This is a genomic window from Alteromonas sp. V450, from assembly GCF_001885075.1.
In the GTDB taxonomy this organism is placed as follows: domain Bacteria; phylum Pseudomonadota; class Gammaproteobacteria; order Enterobacterales; family Alteromonadaceae; genus Alteromonas.
This window is the reverse complement of the sequence record NZ_MODU01000004.1, coordinates 2,461,433-2,481,649: the sequence shown is the minus strand read 5'-3', so window position 1 is coordinate 2,481,649 and position 20,217 is coordinate 2,461,433. Positions and strand designations below refer to the sequence as shown.

The following is a 20,217-nucleotide window of genomic DNA, read 5'->3' as shown; positions in this document are numbered from 1 at the left end:
TCTCTGGCGCTTTCGGTCATCGGTAAGCACTAATTAGGTTGTTAACATGTTGTGAAACTTACATTGAACGTTGGAGTAGGACCATGTTACCGAGAACCTTATTTAGTTCTGAGCACGAGATGCTGCGTGATAGTTTTCGAAAATTCTTACAAACTGAAGCCGTTCCACATTACGAAAAATGGGAAAAGATTGGGCAGGTTGATAAATCAATTTGGAAAGCGGCGGGCGAGCAGGGCTACTTAGCACCGCTCGTTTCAGAGGAGTATGGCGGGCTGGGTCTAGACTTTCTATACAACGTTATCCTTACAGAAGAAATCGGCAGACTTGGACTAAACGGAATAGGTTTCCCATTACACTCTGACATTGTCGTTCCTTATCTATCGAGACTAGGCACTGAAGAGCAAAAACAAAAATACCTTCCCGCGTGTGTTTCTGGCGAAATAGTGACGGCTATCGCCATGACAGAGCCAGGAACAGGGTCTGACTTACAAGGAATCAAGACCACAGCGAAAAAAGAGGGTGATGATTTTATTATCAACGGAAGCAAAACGTTTATTACGAACGGTCAATTAGCCGACTTAGTTATTGTTGTCGCAGTAACCGACCCAACCGCTGGCGCAAAAGGTTTAAGTTTAATACTTGTTGAAGCGAATACACCCGGCTTTGAGCGAGGTTCAAATTTAGCGAAAATTGGCATGAAGTCTCAGGATACTTCGGAATTATTTTTCAATGATGTGAGAGTGCCTCAGTCTAATTTGCTCGGCCCCGAGGGAAGTGGTTTCGCGCAATTAATGGCAGAGTTACCACAGGAGCGCTTAACAATCGCTGTGCATTGTATGGCAATGTGTGAATCTGTTTTAGCGCAAACCGTAGAGTATGTTAAAGAGCGAAAAGCGTTTGGCCAGAATATAGGGGCATTCCAAAACACTCAGTTCGTTTTAGCAGATTTAGACACTGAAATTGATGCGGCCCGCGCTTTTACAGACCGCTGTATTGAATTACATCTGACGAAAGACCTCACTACAGAACTTGCATCAAAAGCTAAATTATTAGTGACTGAACTACTCGGAAAAGTGGTTGATAAGTGTCTACAACTCTACGGTGGTTACGGTTACATGCTCGAGTACCCCGTCGCAAGGGCATACGCAGACGCACGCGTTATGCGAATTTATGGTGGTACAAGTGAAATTATGAAACTTATCGTTGCTAGGCAGCTGCTAAAATAGCTACCTAATACGCTAATCAGCCTTTACCGTCGGCTTGACGGAAACAACCGCTATAGACGGCTTATGCTGTATGCGGTTGGCCCTCAAGCCGTTAGCGTTAAGGAAGCCGAGGCATCGTGTTACTCATGATGCCAAGTATACCCTTTTCGTCTGCGCTTTAAGTTACCGTCAGATTTCAAACAGCATATCTGTGCGAATAATGTATTTAACGCCCTTCGTTATTGGTGTTGAACTGTGTAAACAGTGCAATGAATGATGTCCATGTGGAAATAAGAGCACACCGCCTGCAGGCGTTCGCACATTTACTTGTGCTTGCCTGTCGCCTCGTTTCGCTGGTTTTCCCGGCTGGTCAGCATTCACCAAAAACTGTGTTTCTCCTCCTTCGAAATTGTCGTTAAGCAAAATAAGAAACGTCATTTTGCTATACCTGTCCGAATAGGCGTTATGAATTAACGTGTCTCCTTCCACTTTAGAGCCAGGCCAGTCCCCATCAATATGATATTTGAAATAATCACCCTCTTGATATCGGTAAAACCGAAAGCGAGTATTAATACCCAGCGGTTTCTTACCGTCAAATATGGCAAGGTTTTGCTGAGTTAAAGACTCAATGCGCTGCCATATCAAGCGCTCCGTAGCATCATCTACCACGATAGTTACATTGTCGTTATGTCGAATTTCACGGGGTAGTGACACTGCCGCATCTTTTAAGTAGCCAAGCTCTTCCGACGTTTTCAGTAGTTTTCTACACTCTTTTTCACTAAAAACATTCAGAAGTTGGTAGGCGCCAGGCACTTCACTTATTTCACGGCGAACCGTTTGTTGCTGAGTTTGCGCTGCTGAACTATCAAGCGCAAAGGCGTTATCTGTATGGGCAGCCCATGTAGGAATAGCAGGGTTTTGTGCGCCAGGTTCACGCGCTATAACGAAAAAGTTGTCTTTCATGATACTTACCTCATGCACTGATTACTTGTACTTGTGTAAACTGGCGATGCCCTTCAAGTGAACCGTGATATCCAAAGCCGCTTTCTTTCGCGCCCACCCATGGACCGTCACCTGCGCCTGGGCCACCGTTAATACCCACCATGCCAGCTTCCATATTTTCTGCTACGTAGGCAGCGTTACACTCGCCAAAAACGACTGCACCAAGACCAAGGGGAACGTTGTTCGCACGCATGATGGCTTCATCGATATTGCTAAAACTATCAATAGCGACGACAGGGCCAAACGTTTCTTCTTTTGCCATCAACATCTCATCTGTTAAACCGTCGATAACGGTGGGTTGAATATAAGGGGGGAGGTAATCATCGCTGCCCAGTAAAAAACGCGCGCCTTTTTCTCTCGCGTCTTTTAAATGATGAATTATCTGTTGGTGCTGCTTTTTATTAACGATGGGGCCAATATTTACTCTGGGTTGGTCCCACGGCCCAACGGTATATTGCTTTGCAATCTCCACCACACGTTCTACAAACGTGTTGTGAATACGCTCATCAACGTAAATACGCTCCGTTGATGTACACATTTGACCAGCATTTTCGAAACTACTCGCCACGGCAAAGCGAGCAGCCTTATTGATGTCAGCGTCTGCAAGAACGATCATAGGGTCGTTGCCACCTAGCTCCATCACAAGTCGATGAAGTTGGTTGGCTGAACTCGCCATAATATGTTTTCCGGCTGCCGCTGAACCAGTAAATGCGACCATATTAATATTGCTGGCAACAAGTGCTTTGCCCACTTCTCCGTCGCCATGAATAACTGACAGCACGCCATGAGGCAAAACTTCATTGAGTGTTCTTACGAACATGTCAGCAACCAAGGGAGTGATTTCTGAGGGTTTCAGTACGACGGTATTTCCTGCTACAAGTGCTGGTAGAAGTAAATTATTTGCCATAGCCAAAGGGTAGTTCCACGGCGAAATCACGCCCACCACTCCCAGTGGACGGTAGTAGATTTTTGTGCCGCTTGGCTTCTTTACTGGTGCAATAGCTTGCATGATCTCTCGGCAAAGATAAGACGCACTTTGTATGACCCCCATCACCTCATAGGTAGCTCGACGATGATCTTTACCCATTTCTTTAGAAATAAGGTTTACTAACTGCTCTTCAACACGGTTAAGGCGCGAGAATGCTTCAATAATTAGTTGTGCTCGCTGCTCTGATGTTAGCTTGCCCCATGCAATTTGAGCTTGTTTTGCGTCATTTACAGCAGTAACTACATCGTCATTACTTGCGACCTTTACGCTTCCCACTTCCTGATCATCAAGCGGGTTTCGAGATATTAAAATGTTATTCATTGCTTTCACCACTAAACACGATTGCGCGTATTTCTAAGCTTGTACGCGGCTTTTTAGCTCCATCGTTTAAAACATCCACCGCTGAGTGTGGTACCCCAAACATTCCTTGTTCAAATGTAGAGTCATACACTTTGAACAATAGCCCTTCCCCCGGCGTCATTTCCGACTGATAAAACCATTTGTGATTAGGGTTATAAGTGATGGCAGCAAGTTCACCGATACGATCGGGATAGATAAGTTTGAGTCGCTGAAAATCAGTTGGGTGCACGGTAGTTATATCAACCATGGCTAGCGGAGATGACTCCACTTTATTTCTTACAGGAAGCCACAGGTTCACCAAGGTATAATCGCGGTTTCGTAAATGCTCTTGCCCTTTTGTCTCTTCCATCATGCGGTGATTAGCTGATACATCAGTGTAGTCGTTGTGTACTGTTCTTACCGGGGCTCTATTGTGAATAGACTTATCCGCACGGGTTGTCGAGCGATAAGTATGATCAAAAATGATCACGTCATCACTGTTCATTCTGCGCTTCAACATATCGATTACATATGGATATAGTTGCTTTTGTATTGCCTCGTCATCTTCAAACGCTTCAAAGTCGGGTGAAAACGACACAACTTCAAAGCCATTTTTTTCCAGTGAAAACGAGCTTTTTTCAGCGCGCATATCACTAACACTAATAGTTCGTTTATCTACTGACGATGTAAGTTCTGAAGCGCCAGGGCCCTTATACGTTTGGTCGTAAACCAAAGGGGCGTCGGGTGAAACGTAGTTTACTGAAAACATAATCATATCCTGTTCTTTAGCTTGTGATTTGATCCTACGCCTTTATCCATTACAATAAAATCAAGTGGATGATGTATGTGATACAAAAAAAAATGGTAAGTCAGCTAGACATTAAGCAGTTACGCACGTTTGTTGCGCTTATAAAAGTGAGAAACTTGTCGAGAGTGGCGGAGCAGTTAGGTGTTTCGCAACAGGCCGTGAGTGAGCATTTAAAAAGAATGCGCAATGTGTTTAACGACAGGCTGTTTGTTCGAAGTGGAAATGGAGTACAGCCCACCGCGCTCGCCGTCGCTTTACAGCCCAAAGTTACGGCTACGCTGGAAGCTTTTGATTCGCTTTTGACACCGGAAACTTTCTCACCTTCAACGACATCGACGACTTTCACGTTGGCATGCACTGACTTCGAGCAAGTGTCGCTGTTGCCGAGTGCACTTGCCGACATTCGACAACTTGCGCCGAAGTTAAAAATAGCGATAAAAAAGTTAGAACTAGATAGCTTGGCGAATGACCTTAAAAACGGTGAAGTAGATCTGGCTATCACAAATCCTTCGTTAGCACCTTCGACATACCCGAGTGAAACGCTCTATCGCGAACGCTATAAATGTGTTGTGTCATCGCAAAGTAAGCTAACCAAAAATGAAATGACGGTGGCTCAAATATCAAAAATACCTCAGGTTGTGGTTTCGCCCTCTCGAGGCGATTTCAGTGGGGCTATTCATCATTGGTTTGAAGCGAAAGGTCATCCTAGAGAAGTTTTTATGTCTTTTCCCACTTTCTCTGCAGCTATTGAAACAATACACAGCACCGACTTGTGTGGTTTCGTACCAAGTGCACTTATACCTAACAGAAAATTACGCGTTATCGAGTTGAATGAAACGCCGCCAGGATTTGATGTTATCAGCACATGGCATCATCGATTATCAAATGATCCACTGACTCTATGGATAAGAAAGCTGTTGGTTAATACTATTGATGGCCGTTCTACGCCGGGCTAGCAAGTAAAATATCGAATGAAGGGTCTATGACTGCGATAGTTATCAAAGTCCCGTCCGCGAAGCACAAATTGAGACTTTTAGTAGAATTTAAATCACTAGCCATAGATTAAGTTGCATACCCGAACTCTCGCACTTGCATGATTCGTCTAAATCGATTTGAGGAGCTTTATTAAAAAGAGACTGGTCGCTATGCGATGGACCGACACTTGGCCGACACGCTTGCGTGGCGATTTGTTGAGATTCAAGCACAAAAAAACCAACTTAAAGGTTGGCTTAATGTTTGGTACCAGTGGGCGGGCTTTGATTGGTCGCCACGCGATGGACCGACACTCGGCCGACACGCTCGCGTGGCGATTTGTTGAAATTCAGGCACAAAAAAACCAACTGAAAAGTTGGTTTAATGTTTGGTACCAGTGGGCGGACTTGAACCGCCACGCTATCGCTAGCAGCGGATTTTGAATCCGCCATGTCTACCAATTCCATCACACTGGCATTGTGTATAGATATCAACGTGGTGTTGATGTCTGGCATTATAGCGATGCGGCGCGCCTATACAACTATTTTTTATGCTTTTAATTGTTAAGTGCCGAAAGATTGTGCAAATGATAATAGATAAGCAGCAAAATTGTGTGCACTAATATCTAATGTAGATTTACCGGTGCAGCATAGCTCAATTGAGTGGGATATTAGTTTTGAAAGGCAATAAAACTGTTTTTATCGTCAACCAATGGAAGACACCACAAGCCAGTTAGCAATAATTGCTTTATCGGCTTTAGAAAAACGCCATCCTTGGCGTTATCAGTGATGCGATGGAACCAGCTATTGTTCAACTAATAAATCGTTAAACGTAGCGTCATTGGCATCTTGGCTAAAAGCCCTTCCGTTTACTGGTAGAGGCTCGTCTGTCGGCGCCTGGATGAAGGCCGCTCTCGTGTATGCTGAAAACGCGACTTGCTGTGCTTCTATAGTGATAGAAACGGTAGCAGTGACCGGAGGGTTTGTGCTATCTGACACAGAGAACGTGAAGCTATCGCTTCCCACTACCTGTGCATTGGGCGTATAGGTAAAATCGCCATTCGCGTCGATTTGCGCACTTCCTATACTACCGTCCTCGACTAAGGCGAACGTAAGTGTATCGTTGTCACCGTCAGTCGCCGTTAACCTGCTTTCTATCGCAATATCTGCTTCGGTCGTAAAGCTTTGATCTGACGTTACGGGTACGGCATTACTATCAGGAACGCGATACTCGTTGTCATCATCATAACAGCCCGAAATGCTCAGAACGAGCGCGGCAGCAATCCATAATTTACGAGTGCCAATCAACTTCTCGAATGGAGCCGCGTGGTCGCCTTTAACATGCAATAAGGGTTTATTAGTCATAGCTGAACTCCTTATTCAGAACCTGCGAGCGGTGTTTTAAGATAAGGGAAGGTGCTATCAATCATGCTAGCATCAACTGGCGCGCCATCAGTGAACGGTACAGTACCTACGCTGGCGTCTTCTGGCGTACAAAGGCCAAGGTCGGTGTCTTCACCCGCTACTGGAATTGGGTAGCACAAGCGGCCCATCACCACGCGAAGTGCGATATCAACCACGTCATCTCCCGGGCGGCGGCCGTTGGGGAAGCCAGCTAAATCATCACCTGCTACACCAAATGCTGATTGCGAACCTGCAGGCGTTGCTGGGATCGCTGTGTTCAGTCGCAGCATTTCCGATGGTGTTACGGTTGCTTGCTGATTAACCCCCTGAAACCCTGTAAGAAACGCAGTGACCAAATCTACGCGTGGGAAGTTAGTTGGTGCGAGGGTTTCAATGCTGGTACCCAAGGTTGCATTTACCGCATCTTTAAACAATATATTTAGCAGTTCAGGTAAAGAGGGGTGCGTAACGTAATCTGCAAACTGACCGTCGGCACTTGGGTGTGACGTAGAAAATTTGTCCTTATCGCCAATGCCGATAACTAACTCGTTAACGAGTGGGCTGCCAAGGCGAGATACTTGCGTCATTGCACCGCCGTTTACTTCTGGTTTTGAAAATGTACCATCAGGATTCAAAATACGCGCTTGTGGCAGACTCGCTGTTGTCCAGCTTCCAATTACGCCATTGCCGTCACCCGTGACGCACGCTTTAGGTACCTCAATTGACAATGCTGTAACGTTTTTGTCAGCAAGATCATCGTTCATGGTGCTTTGTGTTATACCACCAGGGAAACCAGCTCCATCACCGGCACCCGGTGCGCTATCACCTTCAACGGGTACATAATTTACTAAATCAAAGGTTTTACCTAAGTTAACAACAAAGGGGTCTTTTCGTTGGCCGACAAATACTTTGGCCATGTTGTCACAGCCAGGAATGTTAAACGAATAGATAAAACTTTGTGCATAGCGTGCGTATTCGGCTTGGCTGGTAAACGTTTTGTTTCCAATGTAGTCGAGTGGCTTCTTAAACATGTCGCCCATAGATGGTGTTAGCATGGTACGAGAGCCTGTTTGCATGTCGCCGGTTACCATGGTGAGGCTATACATTTCTGAGAAGTTTGCTGCGCTTGAATCGTCTGCGCTAATACCGCCCACATTTTTAAGCGGTACTTTTACCATTTTTTGCTCGCCTTCTGGACCGATTGGCAGAGCAATACCTTCGTTATTAGCAGCTAGCATATTGTTGAATTTAAAAACAAAGCTAATGTCTTCAACCGCATCTCCATCGCTATCAATATGAATGGCATAGTGCGCATTCGGGTCCATCGCAAAGTAGTTTGGGCCGCCATAGGCGTCTTGCAATGGAATGTAGTTCGCAATGAATGTTACGTAGTCTTCACGTCCTTCTTCGTAACTATTAAAAGCGTAGAAATCGGTGCTATCAAGCGCTGGGTGGCGGGTGATATTCGGTGCTTCGCGGTGACTTGAGGCTAGTGAGCTAGTAGTAATGGCAGCACAGGTCATAGCAATCGCTACTGGCAATGCTTTGCGTTTAAATTGAATCATGTTGGGTCTCTCTGTTTTTGTGAGTTCAAAAATTAAACGCGCCATCGCGTTAATTGGATGCAATTTTTTTTAGAAAAATGAAAAAAAGTTTTTAAAAATTTTTTAATAAAAAAAGGCCGCGTTACAGCAGCCTTTTCATTTGAGGTCGTTTTATGCGTTAAACAGACACAATAGGAGCTATATATAACACTTCGGTCGGTGCGCCCGTTACAGAGCCTCCAGGTGCTTCTAAACTTACCGCTAACGCCGCGATACTCTGGTCGAGCAAGATATCTGGCGTTGCTCTGGTGTCGCCGTTCACCTCAGGCATCAGTCCAAGAGAAATAGGGGCTTCACCGTTAGCTGGAACCATCCAAAGTTCGTAGTCTTTATCCGCCAACGCAACAAACGCGTCAGTAGCTTTTACATTAAGGGTATTTTCAGATACCTCTATCACCCATAAAGGCGTGTTGTCAGCATTGCTAACGACCGCAATATGCGAAACTTCAGGTGCAGGGACAGGTTGCATTACGAAAAGTAAAACTGCTAACACCATTGCAGCGGCCGTAGATATGAACGCTAGGTTCTTCCAGCGTTTTTGTCTTTCTTTTTCGAGACTGACGATATTCCCGCTAATCGATGTTGTATCTGCAGCCCCACGTGTAACTTCAGCGCTGCTGGTGGTTTTGTGGCCCAGTTTTATTTGGATGTTTTCCCACACGCTTTTAGGCGGTTCGACGGGGGGCAACGCTTCAGCAAACCCGGTTAGGTATTGTTCCCATTGCGCCGTTGCATCGCTGACAGCTTGATACTGCATTATAAGTTTTTGATAGCGATTACGCGCTTTCCCGCGAAGCGTTCCAACAACATACTCTGCGGCGAGTGCGTTTAATCGCTCTTCTTTTAAATAATTCATAGTGATAAACACCTTTGCAAGCTTTGCAAACCACGTCTTATCCAGCTTTTTATTGTACCAAGTGGCGATGCCAAATGCGTAACGACCTCTTGATGTGACATGCCGTTGACGTAAGCTAGATGAATAGCCTGACGCTGAGGGCCGTCGAGTTCATCCAAACACGACGCCAGCTTGGCTTGTTCTGCGCCCAGCTTCACAGTTTGTGGGGATTCAACACCTGCCGGCGCATCGTCGTCTAATTCCACTTCGTTTCTTACATTGTGGTAGCGAATTAAGTCGAGAGCGCGATAGCGCGCAATACTAACCATCCATGTAAGAACAGTGCCTTTGCCTCGTTGATAATTTCCAGCGTTATGCCAAATTTTAATGTATGCATCTTGGGTTGCCTCATCGGCAAGCTCAGGACGTTTCAACAGCCTTAAAGCAACAGCATAGAGTTGCGGACTCGTTATTTTATAAAGTTCCGCAAACGCTTTTTTGTCGCCGTCCGCAGTTTTACATAGCAGAGGAAACAGGGTTTCGTGTTCCATTGTTGCTCCTATTCTGATGATTATTGGCAAGGCCATTGTTTTTTATTTTTACAGGCTTGGAGGCCGCCTTTTTAAAGTAGCACGATTTTTATACAGGTGCCTGTAGTCTTGCTGACTTCGTCATGAGCGCGTTACAGGTATTGATAAAAAAAAGCTACCTTCAGTATTTCACTGAAAGAGTGAGACGAAGGTTTCTCGGCTCTACCGGATGGTAATGTAAATCCTCTATGCCTTCTTCTGGCTCGCCGGGCAGTCTGGATGCATAAAAATAGTCAATGTCATGATCATCACTATTTAACGCGTTGAGTATTTCTATTGTGACGTCCCATGTAGGCTGACGATAAGCGACCTGTGCATTGACTAAAAACGTTGAAGGTGGCGTCACTTTATCGAAGCTTTCCACAGTGCGTGAACTTAAGTATCGGCCTCGCAAGGTATAGCTAAACCCGAGTTGATTACTTTGCTGATAGTAGGTTACACCTGCGCTAATAACGCCAGGCACTGTGCCGTCTATGTGTCGGCCTTCGCCTTCAACCCTATCGCTAAACCGTGCTTCTGTCCAAGCCGCTTCTATATCTGTGGTTACATGGTGATTTAGCCAATAGTAGGCACTTACTTCTATACCATGTCGCTGTGAGGGGCGGCTGGCTTCGGTAAAGCCAGCATCACCAACGTACACCAGTTCACTGTCAAGCTCCAATCGCCACAGTGCAGCAGACAAGTTATAAGTTTTGTTATCGGTATAATTAACACCGGCTTCATAGCCAAGACTTTTAACGAGTAAAGACGCGGGTTCGGTAACTTCGCCACTTACTGGATCTATGCTTATAGTAGCGCCACGAGCATCGTTAGAATGAAAACCCTGACCAATATTGGCAAACGCGGTGAGGTTATCGGATACGCTATATTTTAAGCCCCCCTTAAGCGTAAACAAGCCGTCGCTTTCGTTACCCGAATTAGCATTAAGATTACTGGTTACATCAACGTCTAAAAAATCGTACCGACCGCCTAACGAAAGACTAAGTGCGTCACTCAATATAATGTTTGACTGGGCAAAAAGTGCATAGCTGTTGCTTTCTATGGCGTCTTCTCTAATTGTGCTAAAGCGCGTTAGATCTTGCGTTCGATATAATCCCACATTACCGATGTCGTCAAAACGCCATTGCCCGCCCAGCGTGACGCTGCTTCCATTCGTTATGGCAAGGGGCAGGGTAGTGAAGACTTCACCACCGTATATTTTTCTGTCATCCGCCTGTTCGAATTGGTCGCCGCGAACCGGATTATCAAGAAAGTATGTGAAATTAGAGAAAAGGCTTAATTCTGTGTCGATGGCATACAAGGAGGCGTTCCATGTATCGCTTGTATAGTTCGCTGAGAGGCTGTAGCGAGAAGATTCCCCGCCAACCTGAGTATCGATAGAGCCAAGTCGGTCTATCAAGCCGCTTTGAATAGCGCGTTCAGGCACCTGGTCAGCGCCGTTCCAGCTATTATCATAAGCCATGCCTGTTATAGTGAGCTTGCCTTCAAACAAGGGCGTAATAAAACGGATATTTGCATTTTTCTTTTTTACATCTTCGTCAACGTCTGTCCACGGTCCATCATAGGTCTGATACTCAAAGGCGGTAACAACGCGGCTCTCTTCAGCTTCAAAATGGTTTAATGCAACGGCGCGCTTAAACCCATATTCGCCTAAACCTAAAAATAACTGATTTTGTTCAAGAGAGTCTCTCAAATTGAAAAAGGCGCCACCAGCGCTTGAAAAGTCGCCAATGTTGGCGTAGTAGGTGCCTTTGAAGTAGCTCAAGCTGTCGACAAGTTCCGGAATGATGAAATTGAGGTCGCTATAGCCCTGACCGTGTCCATGACTTCGCATGTTTACTGGCATTCCATCTACGCTCACCGTGAAATCGGTGCCATGGTCGAGATTAAAGCCGCGCAGAAAATACTGATTAGCTTTGCCCGAACCGCTATGCTGTGTCACCATCATTCCTGGGATAAACTCAAGTATCTCGCCAGCGCGAAGCATGGGGCGCTCGACTAGCGTGTCACCCGATACCCATCCTTGAGAAGCGGAGATGAATGCCCCATCTTTGACAGAGGTGTCACCACGAACCCGTATATGTTCAATATCGGACTCAGGATCGTCGAACGCAAGCGCTGCTATTGGCAATAAATATACTGCACTTAAGCAGGTCAATGACTTTGTTAGTAGGTGGGACACAGTGATATTCCGTTTTCAGTATAATGTTACTGATAACGTTTTACCGGGTAAAATGGATGCAAAATTAAAAGAAAATGCTCAACTTTCCGTTGAGCCTCAACCTAGTGCGTCAATATCTACGCCAATAATAGCGAGCTCGCTATCCAACTTTGGTGCCGTTGACGCGCGCTGGTCAATTTATGCAACGTATCCTTCTTTGCTGACTTTTTCTTTGAAACAGCCATATACCATTCCTCTTAAAGTCTGTACTTACTACTGTTATGCATTTAAACAGCGTCTCGATCACTTTTGCAGCGCACAGAGATGCGGTTAAAATGGCATTAATAATGACTGTGTTTGTTTAAGCCTCAGGCTGCATATGTCAAACTATAGCCTGTTATAAATATTGCGAAGAGAAAAGCGTGGCAAAACACGATAGAAAAGCAAAAACAAAAGCTAAGTCAACTTCTCACACTACGAAAACGAACGTTGAAGAAGCCGTTACTAACTCGGGGTCGCACGAGCGTGCTGGTTTTGTAAGGCGGCTACTCGCCATGGTTTACGACACGTTAGTAGCTATAGCGGTGGGAATGTGCGCCGCAATGGTACTCATTGTTACGCTTGTCGTAATGTTAAAAAATGGCGCGTTAGATTTACAGGGTTACGCAGAGCCTGCAGACCTCATTCAGTCTTCATTTGTGTATAAGTTAATCATTCAATTGTGGGTAGGGCTATGGATAGCAGGCTTCTTTCTGTGGTTTTGGAAACGAGGTGGTCAGACGCTTGGCATGCGAGCATGGCGGCTGCGCATCTTTAGTACTGTAGAGCAGCCAATGACATGGCCGCGTTTGATTATACGACTTGTCACCTCGCTTGGCGGTTTGGGTACTCTTCTTGTTTTATTTGATATAAAACACAAACAATCATTACAAGATAGGTTAGCCAAAACAGAAGTATTGAAACTGTCTAAAGAAGCAAACGACCACAAACGTTGGTAAGCTTCACGTTCATTGAATAAGGCCCGTGCATAGCTGGGCCTTAGTTATTTTACTAAAAATGTTAGCGTCTGAGCATAAGTCCAGCAATAGCAGCAAACAGTAAGCTGGGTAAAAGCGCCCCTAAAAATGGCGGTAACTGATACACCAAGCTAACGGGGCCAAATACTTCGTTTAGTATGAAGAAACCAAACCCCGTAAGCACCCCCATTATAACTCTTGCACCCATAGTTACACTGCGCAGTGGCCCAAAGATGAACGAGAGTGCCATTAACAGCATTACACCAACGGAAATAGGCTGAAACACTTTGCGCCATAACGCTAATTTATATCGTGAGGGATCTTGGTCGTTGTTATCCAAGTAATTGACGTAGTCAAGTAGCCCTGTAATGGATAAGGCCTCAGGTTTAACTGCAACAATACCTAGTTTGTCTGGTGTCAGCGTTGACTTCCATCGCGTGCGGCTGGTTCTATCTATTGTCACTTGAGTATCGGTGAACTCAGTTACTTCAACATCACTTAACCACCAGCCGTCGCCGTCGAAGGCGCCAGTTTTGGCGTAAGTTATGCTCTCAAGCGACAAGTCAGTGTTAAAAGCAAAAATGCTCACATCTTTAAGAGAGTCTTGACTGAGCACTTGGCCTATACTCACAAACCGGTCGCCATCCTTTGCCCACACCAGCTTATCGGATGAAAATAAACTACCGCCAGAAATGGCTTCGGTTCTTATTTGCTTTGCCTTGGTTTCACTGTAGGGAGTAACCCACTCGCCAACAGCCATTACCAATAAAATCATCACAAGAGTCGATTTCATTGCAGAGTTGATAATGTTCCAGCGGCTCATGCCCGCGGCTTGCATCACTACCAATTCACTGTTACTCGCCAGCACGCCCATGCCTATAAGTCCCCCAAGCAGGGTAGCCATAGGGAAAAACTGCTCTAAGTCTCGTGGCAAGCTCAGTAATACGTAGATAAAAGCGACGAGCATATCGTAGTCGCCTTCGCCTATTTTCCGTAGTTGTTCAACAAACTTTATCAGCGCGCTGAGGCCGATAAGTACGCTAAGTGTTACGGTAATCGTGCCTAGTAGCGTGCGAGCGATATATAAATCAAGGATCTTAAACATTTACTTTTTCCCCAAGATCCAAGCGCGTAGCTCAGTGCCGGTTTTTCTGTCTCGCACAATCAGCGTTACACCTATTACCAGCATGATCGTATGCACCCACCATAAGCCAAGCTGTGGCGGCATCTTTCCGTCTTCCAATACGCGCCGACTGGCTAGTAGTAATAGGAAATACCCTAAGTAAAGAAGTATCGCAGGGAACATTTTACCAAAGCGCCCTTGACGAGGGTCAACGGCGCTTAATGGCACAGCTATCAGCACTAAAAACGGTATAGATAGCGGAATAGCAATACGCCACTGAAGCTCAGCCCTTGCCTCAATACTGTCATCTTTCCAAAGCTCCTCGGTACGTAGGGTGCTGACTTTTTTGCGCGTCTCATTAGCTGGTTCATCGGCAATCTGAATTTGATACTCGTCAAATTCTACTTTGCGGAAAGCTTTCTCAGACTGCTTACCTTCGTACTGTACCCCTTCTTTCAATACAAGATTTCGGGTGCCGTCTGGGTTATTGGCGACTTCACCTGTTTGCGCATATACAACGCGCACGTCACCCTCGCTGTCGTCCGTTTGATTTTGCGATAAAAACACACGTAGTAGCTTGTCGTTATTGTCTACGTCATGCACGAAGATAACTGCTTTTTCGTTACCCGTTTGCTGGAATCTTCCCGGCATTAGCGCAGATATTCCCGCCTCACTTCGGGCTTTTTCCCGCAGCTGATACTCGTTTTCTGCAGCCAGCGGCGCGAAATAAAGGGTGATTGCGCCTGTGACTATCATGATAAGTACTGATAAAAACAGCATTACCCTAGTGACGTACCATTCACTAATACCGCAAGCGCGCATGACGGTCATCTCACTGTCTACATACAGCCTGCCATGTGCCAGCATAATACCCAGATAAGCACTGATAGGTAGTACCAATGAAGATAGAATAGGGGCATATAAACCTAAGAAGCCAAGCACTAGCCCAGCAGGGATATCACCATCTGATGCATCGCCTAAAACGCGCACAAACCTAAGGGTGACAAAAATTGCCATTAGGATAAAGAAAATCGCTAACTGAGATTTCAGCGTTTCCTTAAGTAAATAGCGGAATATCAGCATCTCAGCCCTTCCGGAAAATTAGGAATTTTAGTGAAAGAAAGCACAATTTTGTTTAAACTTACCGTTTTTACAAGTTTTGCCTGCAATCATAAACCGTTTGCATGGTGTTTTGACGCAAATTTAACCTATATTCAGTAGGTCTCTACGCGTGAATTGCAGCGAACTAAAAAGTTATGCTGCGTATTAAAACATAAAGCAGCGCGAAACGTTACGTGATTTTAGTCATCGTGCAAACCATAAACGACGAAAAGCGAGGTGATATCGTGGAGTTTAGTGTAAAAAGTGGCAGTCCTGAAAAACAACGCAGTGCATGTATTGTTGTGGGTGTCTTTGAGCCGCGCCGCCTTACGGCAGTGGCTGAACAACTAGACGAAATCAGTGAAGGTTATATTAGCAACTTGTTACGCCGCGGCGATCTTGAAGGTAAAGCGGGTCAAATGCTGTTGCTACACAATGTGCCGAATGTGCTTAGCGAGCGCGTGCTTCTTGTCGGTTGTGGTAAAGAGCGCGAATTAGACGAGCGTCAGTACAAAAATATTATTGCTAAAACCATTCAAACATTGAATGAAACGGGGTCGATGGAAGCGGTATGTTTCCTTACCGAACTTCACGTGAAAGGTCGCGATACCTACTGGAAAGTGCGTCAGGCTGTAGAGGCAACCGAAGACACGCTTTACACCTTCATGCAGCTTAAAACCAAGAAAGGTGAACCACGTCGTCCGCTGCGTAAAATTGTATTTAACGTGCCAACACGTCGTGAACTGACAGTGGGTGAACGTGCAGTGGAGCATGGTTTAGCAGTCGCTCGTGGCTCAAAAGTGACCAAAGACGTGGCCAACATGCCGCCAAACATCTGTAACCCAGCGTACCTGTGGCAGCAGGCGCAAGAATTGGCGAGTCAGTATGACAGCGTAACTGCTGAAGTGGTAGATGAAACCCAAATGGCAGAGCTGGGCATGCAGTCTTATCTTGCCGTTGGTCGCGGTTCGGCAAATGAAAGCATGATGAGCATTATGCATCACCGCGGTGGCCCTGCTGATCAAGCACCAATTGTGCTTGTAGGTAAAGGCCTTACGTTCGATTCTGGCGGTATTTCAATTAAGCCTGGCGAAGCCATGGATGAAATGAAGTATGACATGGGTGGTGCTGCAGGTGTACTGGGTACTATGCACACTATCGCGGCGCTGAATCTTCCCATTAACGTAATTGGCGTATTGGCAGGCTGTGAAAACATGCCAGACGGCAAAGCGTACCGCCCGGGTGACATTTTAACGACCATGTCAGGTCAAACCGTTGAAGTGTTAAATACTGATGCGGAAGGCCGTTTGGTGTTGTGCGACGCGCTAACCTACGTAGAGCGTTACGAGCCAGAACTCGTTATCGACGTTGCTACGCTGACAGGTGCCGCTATTATCGCGCTAGGCCATCATGCAACAGCGGTAATGAGCACGCACAACCCGCTTGCCCACGAACTTCTTAATGCGTCAGAGCAAAGTTCAGATCGCGCATGGCGTTTACCGCTATGGGACGATTACCAAGAGCAGCTTGAAAGCCCATTTGCCGACATGACAAACCTTGGTGGTCGCCCAGCAGGGTCAATCACGGCGGGTTGTTTCTTGTCGCGTTTCACTAAGAAGTACAACTGGGCTCACCTTGATATTGCCGGTACGGCATGGCGCAGTGGTAAGAACAAAGGCGCAACAGGCCGTCCAGTGCCTATGCTGTCTCAGTTCTTAATGAACCGCGCTGATATCAAGTTAGAGGACTAATCATTCATGCCACAAGTGATATTTTATCAACTTACCAGCAGTGATAATGGTGTGGCAGGCCGCGCCAGCGAAGTTATTGCCTCAGCGTTTGCTAATAAGCAAAAAATTAGCGTGCTGTGCGATACACAGGCGCAGGCTGAAGACGTTGATGAATTGTTGTGGCAACTGCCGGCTGACCGCTTTGTTCCCCATAACCTTTATGGTGAAGGGCCGCAATCGGGAACGCCGGTGGAAATTTGTTGGCGGCCAGAGCAGGTAGCCAGGCGACAAATGGTGGTTAATGTGGGGTCCGGCATGGTGCCTTCACCCAACCAGCATCGTCAAATCATCGATTTTGTACCCGTGGACGAGAACGCCAAACAGGCTGCGCGGGTAAGATACAAAAACTATCAGCAAGCTGGATGCAACATGCAGTTTAAATCTGCATAAGTCATTCGCGTTTAGCTTCAATTTGAGAGTGTGTAATGGATAAAACCTTCGAACCGCAGTCCATCGAGCAGCAATGCTACAAGTCATGGGAAGAGGCGGGTTTATTTAAAGCTTCAGGTAGCGGCGATCCTTATTGTATTTTGCTTCCGCCACCAAACGTTACCGGTAGCCTTCACATGGGCCATGGTTTCCAGCAAACCATCATGGACGCCTTAACCCGTTATCACCGCATGAAGGGTGATAATACGCTTTGGCAAGTGGGTACTGACCACGCCGGTATTGCTACCCAAATGGTGGTAGAGCGCCAGCTTAACGCACAAGGCAAGACGCGCCACGATTTAGGTCGTGAAGACTTCATCAAAAAAGTGTGGGAATGGAAAGAGCACAGCGGCGGAACGATCACCGGTCAAATGCGTCGTCTAGGTACGTCTCCTGACTGGTCTCGCGAAGTGTTCACCATGGACGAAGACTTATCTAAAGCCGTCACTGAAGTGTTCGTTAAACTACACGAAGAAGGCCTTATTTATCGTGGCAAGCGTTTGGTTAACTGGGATCCAGTGCTTCACACTGCAGTATCTGATCTTGAAGTACTGAACGAAGAAGAAGACGGCCACATGTGGCACATGCGCTACCCACTTGCAGATGGTAGCGGTGAGCTAGTGGTTGCGACAACGCGTCCTGAAACTATGCTAGGCGATACAGCGGTTGCAGTACACCCGGATGATGAGCGTTACCAAAGCTTTATCGGCAAAGAAATTAAGCTACCGATTACGGGCCGTTTAATTCCAGTTATCGCCGATGACTATGTAGATCAAGAATTCGGTACAGGCTGCGTTAAAATTACGCCTGCTCACGATTTTAACGACTACGACATGGGTAAGCGTCATAACCTACCTATGATCAATATTCTTACCGACGATGCGAAAATTAATGATGATGCGCCAGAAGCGTACCGTGGTTTAGATCGTTTCGACGCCCGTAAGCAAATAGTTGCCGACCTAGAAGCCCAAGGTTCTTTGGTTAAAATTGAGCCGCACAAGCTTAAAGTGCCGCGCGGCGACAGAACCGGTGCGGTAATTGAACCCTACCTAACTGACCAGTGGTATGTAGCGGTTGAGTCTCTTGCTAAACCTGCTATTGAAGCGGTTGAAAGTGGCGAAATTCGCTTTGTGCCAGAGAACTGGAACAAGACTTACTACCAGTGGATGCACAACATTCAAGATTGGTGTATTTCGCGTCAGCTGTGGTGGGGACACCGCATTCCAGCGTGGTATGACGAAAACGGTAATGTTTTTGTTGGCCGCACTGAAGAAGAAGTGCGTGAAAAGCACAACCTTGGCAGTGATGTAACCCTTTCACAAGACGACGATGTACTAGATACCTGGTTCTCAAGTGCACTATGGCCGTTCGCCACCATGGGCTGGCCGGAAGAAACGCCAGATCTAGAAACCTTCGTGCCGTCTTCAGTGCTGGTTACTGGCTTTGACATCATTTTCTTCTGGGTTGCCAGAATGATTATGATGACCAAGAAGTTCACGGGCAAAATTCCGTTTAAAGACATTTACATTACTGGTCTTATCCGCGATGAGAATGGCGATAAAATGTCAAAGTCGAAGGGCAACGTGCTTGACCCAATCGACTTGATTGACGGTATTGATATTGAATCGCTTGTGACAAAACGTACCGCCGGCATGATGCAGCCTCAGCTTGCTGAGAAGATTGCTAAGCGCACTCGCAAGCAATTCCCTGATGGTATTCAGGCCTACGGTACAGACGCATTGCGCTTTACCTTTGCCGCTATGGCGTCAACCAGTCGCGATATCAACTTTGATATGGCCCGTGTCGAAGGCTACCGCAACTTCTGCAACAAGATTTGGAACGCATCACGTTTCGTAATGATGAACACAGAAGAGCACGATACAGGTCGTGACGGCGGCGAAATGGTGCTTAGCATGGCCGATCGTTGGATTTGGGCGAAGTTCCAACAAACGCTGGTTGAGTTTGAAAAAGCGCTTGAAGACTACCGTTTCGACATTGCAGCACAAACCGTTTACGAGTTTACCTGGAACCAGTTCTGTGACTGGTATCTAGAGCTTACTAAACCTGTGCTTAACAATGACGCCAGCACCGAAGCTGAAAAGCGCGGTACCCGTCATACCCTTATTAACGTACTTGAAAGCCTGCTTCGCTTGTTGCACCCGCTTATGCCATTTATCACCGACACTATTTGGCAGCGCGTTGTGCCACTAAGTGCGCTTAAGGTAGAAGAGGGCGCAAGCATTATGGTTCAGGCATTCCCTGAAGTTGATGCAGCGAAACAAGACGACAAAGTACTTGCTGATATCGAGTGGGTGAAGAAGTTTATCGTGGGTATTCGTAATATCCGTGGTGAAATGGATATCTCGCCAAACAAACCGCTTAATGCGCTACTTAAAAACGTAAGCGACGAAGACGCGCGTCGTCTTGATGCGGCTAAGGCATTCCTAGATAAGCTTTCTAAGCTTGAAACCGTTACTGTATTGAAAGACGGTGAAGAAGCACCGGCCAGTGCGACAGCGCTTGTAGGTGAGATGGAAATTCTTATTCCAATGGCAGGGCTTATCGACAAAGACGCAGAGCTTGCTCGTATCACTAAAGCCATGGAGAAAATCGAGAAAGATGTATCTCGTACTCGTGGCAAGTTGGGTAACGAGAAGTTCGTAAGTAATGCGCCAGAAGCGGTAATTGAAAAAGAACGCGCTAAGTTGGAAGAGGGTGAAAAAGCCCTAGCCAAACTTAAAGAGCAGTTCGAGACCATTAAAGCGCTTTAATTGCAACGCTTGTAGAGGTTTGTTGCTCGTGTAAATGAGAAAAAGGTTACCAGAACGGTAACCTTTTTTTTTGAGATATC

17 protein-coding genes and 1 tRNA gene are annotated in these 20,217 nt (G+C 46.2%); 7 read left to right on the top strand and 11 right to left on the bottom strand.

All coding sequences use genetic code 11. The features are described 5' to 3' along the window. Positions 1–83: 83 nt before the first annotated feature. On the top strand, positions 84–1,226 hold the full coding sequence (locus BK026_RS10850; RefSeq protein ID WP_071815872.1) for an acyl-CoA dehydrogenase family protein: 1,143 nt from the start codon (positions 84–86) through the stop codon (positions 1,224–1,226). A 168-nt stretch (positions 1,227–1,394) separates the two neighbouring features. Here BK026_RS10850 and BK026_RS10845 read toward each other — a convergent pair whose 3' ends face one another. From BK026_RS10845 to BK026_RS10835, 3 genes are read right to left on the bottom strand one after another with little or no spacing between them, the layout of a single operon-like run. Beyond that, positions 1,395–2,168 (bottom strand): 2OG-Fe(II) oxygenase, encoded by a 774-nt coding sequence (locus BK026_RS10845; RefSeq protein ID WP_071817609.1) that lies wholly within the window; start codon positions 2,166–2,168, stop codon positions 1,395–1,397. Positions 2,169–2,178: 10 nt separating this feature from the next. Then, positions 2,179–3,516 (bottom strand): aldehyde dehydrogenase, encoded by a 1,338-nt coding sequence (locus BK026_RS10840; protein ID WP_071815871.1) that lies wholly within the window; start codon positions 3,514–3,516, stop codon positions 2,179–2,181. Beyond that, on the bottom strand, positions 3,509–4,303 hold the full coding sequence (locus tag BK026_RS10835) for a CmcJ/NvfI family oxidoreductase (RefSeq protein ID WP_071817608.1): 795 nt from the start codon (positions 4,301–4,303) through the stop codon (positions 3,509–3,511). The genes BK026_RS10840 and BK026_RS10835 overlap by 8 nt, the downstream gene beginning before the upstream one ends. A gap of 77 nt (positions 4,304–4,380) precedes the next feature. On the opposite strand from BK026_RS10835, the gene BK026_RS10830 reads away from it, so the two are divergent. Beyond that, a complete protein-coding gene (locus BK026_RS10830; protein ID WP_256253775.1) occupies positions 4,381–5,298 on the top strand; it encodes a LysR family transcriptional regulator in 918 nt (305 codons plus the stop codon). A gap of 405 nt (positions 5,299–5,703) precedes the next feature. Here the strand turns inward: BK026_RS10830 and BK026_RS10825 are convergent. The 6 genes from BK026_RS10825 to BK026_RS10800 form a co-directional block, all read right to left on the bottom strand. Further along, positions 5,704–5,790 (bottom strand) — tRNA-Leu (locus BK026_RS10825). Positions 5,791–6,117: 327 nt separating this feature from the next. Then, positions 6,118–6,678, bottom strand: a complete 561-nt coding sequence (locus BK026_RS10820) for an Ig-like domain-containing protein (RefSeq protein WP_071815870.1) — start codon at positions 6,676–6,678, stop codon at positions 6,118–6,120. A gap of 11 nt (positions 6,679–6,689) precedes the next feature. Next, complete coding sequence (locus tag BK026_RS10815) at positions 6,690–8,282, bottom strand: DUF4331 domain-containing protein (protein WP_071817606.1); 1,593 nt, start codon at positions 8,280–8,282, stop codon at positions 6,690–6,692. Between the two features lie 157 nt (positions 8,283–8,439). Then, on the bottom strand, positions 8,440–9,177 hold the full coding sequence (locus BK026_RS10810) for an anti-sigma factor domain-containing protein (RefSeq protein WP_071815869.1): 738 nt from the start codon (positions 9,175–9,177) through the stop codon (positions 8,440–8,442). After that, positions 9,174–9,707, bottom strand: a complete 534-nt coding sequence (locus BK026_RS10805) for an RNA polymerase sigma factor (RefSeq protein ID WP_071815868.1) — start codon at positions 9,705–9,707, stop codon at positions 9,174–9,176. The genes BK026_RS10810 and BK026_RS10805 overlap by 4 nt, the downstream gene beginning before the upstream one ends. 160 nt (positions 9,708–9,867) lie before the next feature. After that, complete coding sequence (locus tag BK026_RS10800; protein ID WP_371264974.1) at positions 9,868–11,928, bottom strand: TonB-dependent receptor; 2,061 nt, start codon at positions 11,926–11,928, stop codon at positions 9,868–9,870. 1 nt (position 11,929) lies between these two features. Here BK026_RS10800 and BK026_RS10795 point away from each other — a divergent pair, with 1 nt between their 5' ends. Both BK026_RS10795 and BK026_RS10790 read left to right on the top strand, forming a co-directional pair. Next, positions 11,930–12,241, top strand: a complete 312-nt coding sequence (locus BK026_RS10795; protein ID WP_143142119.1) for a hypothetical protein — start codon at positions 11,930–11,932, stop codon at positions 12,239–12,241. An 88-nt stretch (positions 12,242–12,329) separates the two neighbouring features. Further along, positions 12,330–12,905 (top strand): RDD family protein, encoded by a 576-nt coding sequence (locus BK026_RS10790; protein ID WP_071815865.1) that lies wholly within the window; start codon positions 12,330–12,332, stop codon positions 12,903–12,905. 61 nt (positions 12,906–12,966) lie between these two features. On the opposite strand, the gene lptG is transcribed toward BK026_RS10790, so the two are convergent. Then, on the bottom strand, positions 12,967–14,028 hold the full coding sequence (lptG, locus tag BK026_RS10785) for an LPS export ABC transporter permease LptG (RefSeq protein WP_071815864.1): 1,062 nt from the start codon (positions 14,026–14,028) through the stop codon (positions 12,967–12,969). Continuing rightward, positions 14,029–15,129 carry an LPS export ABC transporter permease LptF gene (lptF, locus tag BK026_RS10780; protein ID WP_071815863.1) on the bottom strand — a complete coding sequence of 367 codons (1,101 nt, stop codon included), beginning with the start codon at positions 15,127–15,129 and terminating at the stop codon, positions 14,029–14,031. Positions 15,130–15,392: 263 nt separating this feature from the next. Here lptF and pepA point away from each other — a divergent pair, with 263 nt between their 5' ends. Genes pepA through BK026_RS10765 form a run of 3 tightly spaced genes read left to right on the top strand, consistent with a single transcriptional unit; the run spans position 15,393 to position 20,137 of the window. After that, on the top strand, positions 15,393–16,898 hold the full coding sequence (gene pepA, locus BK026_RS10775; RefSeq protein ID WP_071817605.1) for a leucyl aminopeptidase: 1,506 nt from the start codon (positions 15,393–15,395) through the stop codon (positions 16,896–16,898). A gap of 6 nt (positions 16,899–16,904) precedes the next feature. Then, positions 16,905–17,327, top strand: coding sequence for a DNA polymerase III subunit chi (locus BK026_RS10770; protein ID WP_071815862.1), 423 nt, complete (start codon positions 16,905–16,907; stop codon positions 17,325–17,327). Positions 17,328–17,362: 35 nt separating this feature from the next. After that, complete coding sequence (locus tag BK026_RS10765) at positions 17,363–20,137, top strand: valine--tRNA ligase (protein ID WP_071815861.1); 2,775 nt, start codon at positions 17,363–17,365, stop codon at positions 20,135–20,137. The last annotated feature ends 80 nt before the right edge of the window (positions 20,138–20,217 follow it).

What these genes read in the sequence shown, in the direction of transcription:
- BK026_RS10850 (WP_071815872.1), top strand. Translation starts at nt 84, where the DNA reads ATGTTACCGAGAACCTTATTTAGTTCTGAGCACGAGATGCTGCGTGAT.
- BK026_RS10845 (WP_071817609.1), bottom strand. Translation starts at nt 2,168, where the DNA reads ATGAAAGACAACTTTTTCGTTATAGCGCGTGAACCTGGCGCACAAAAC.
- BK026_RS10840 (WP_071815871.1), bottom strand. Translation starts at nt 3,516, where the DNA reads ATGAATAACATTTTAATATCTCGAAACCCGCTTGATGATCAGGAAGTG.
- BK026_RS10835 (WP_071817608.1), bottom strand. Translation starts at nt 4,303, where the DNA reads ATGTTTTCAGTAAACTACGTTTCACCCGACGCCCCTTTGGTTTACGAC.
- BK026_RS10820 (WP_071815870.1), bottom strand. Translation starts at nt 6,678, where the DNA reads ATGACTAATAAACCCTTATTGCATGTTAAAGGCGACCACGCGGCTCCA.
- BK026_RS10815 (WP_071817606.1), bottom strand. Translation starts at nt 8,282, where the DNA reads ATGATTCAATTTAAACGCAAAGCATTGCCAGTAGCGATTGCTATGACC.
- BK026_RS10810 (WP_071815869.1), bottom strand. Translation starts at nt 9,177, where the DNA reads ATGAATTATTTAAAAGAAGAGCGATTAAACGCACTCGCCGCAGAGTAT.
- BK026_RS10805 (WP_071815868.1), bottom strand. Translation starts at nt 9,707, where the DNA reads ATGGAACACGAAACCCTGTTTCCTCTGCTATGTAAAACTGCGGACGGC.
- lptG (WP_071815864.1), bottom strand. Translation starts at nt 14,028, where the DNA reads ATGTTTAAGATCCTTGATTTATATATCGCTCGCACGCTACTAGGCACG.
- lptF (WP_071815863.1), bottom strand. Translation starts at nt 15,129, where the DNA reads ATGCTGATATTCCGCTATTTACTTAAGGAAACGCTGAAATCTCAGTTA.
- BK026_RS10770 (WP_071815862.1), top strand. Translation starts at nt 16,905, where the DNA reads ATGCCACAAGTGATATTTTATCAACTTACCAGCAGTGATAATGGTGTG.
- BK026_RS10765 (WP_071815861.1), top strand. Translation starts at nt 17,363, where the DNA reads ATGGATAAAACCTTCGAACCGCAGTCCATCGAGCAGCAATGCTACAAG.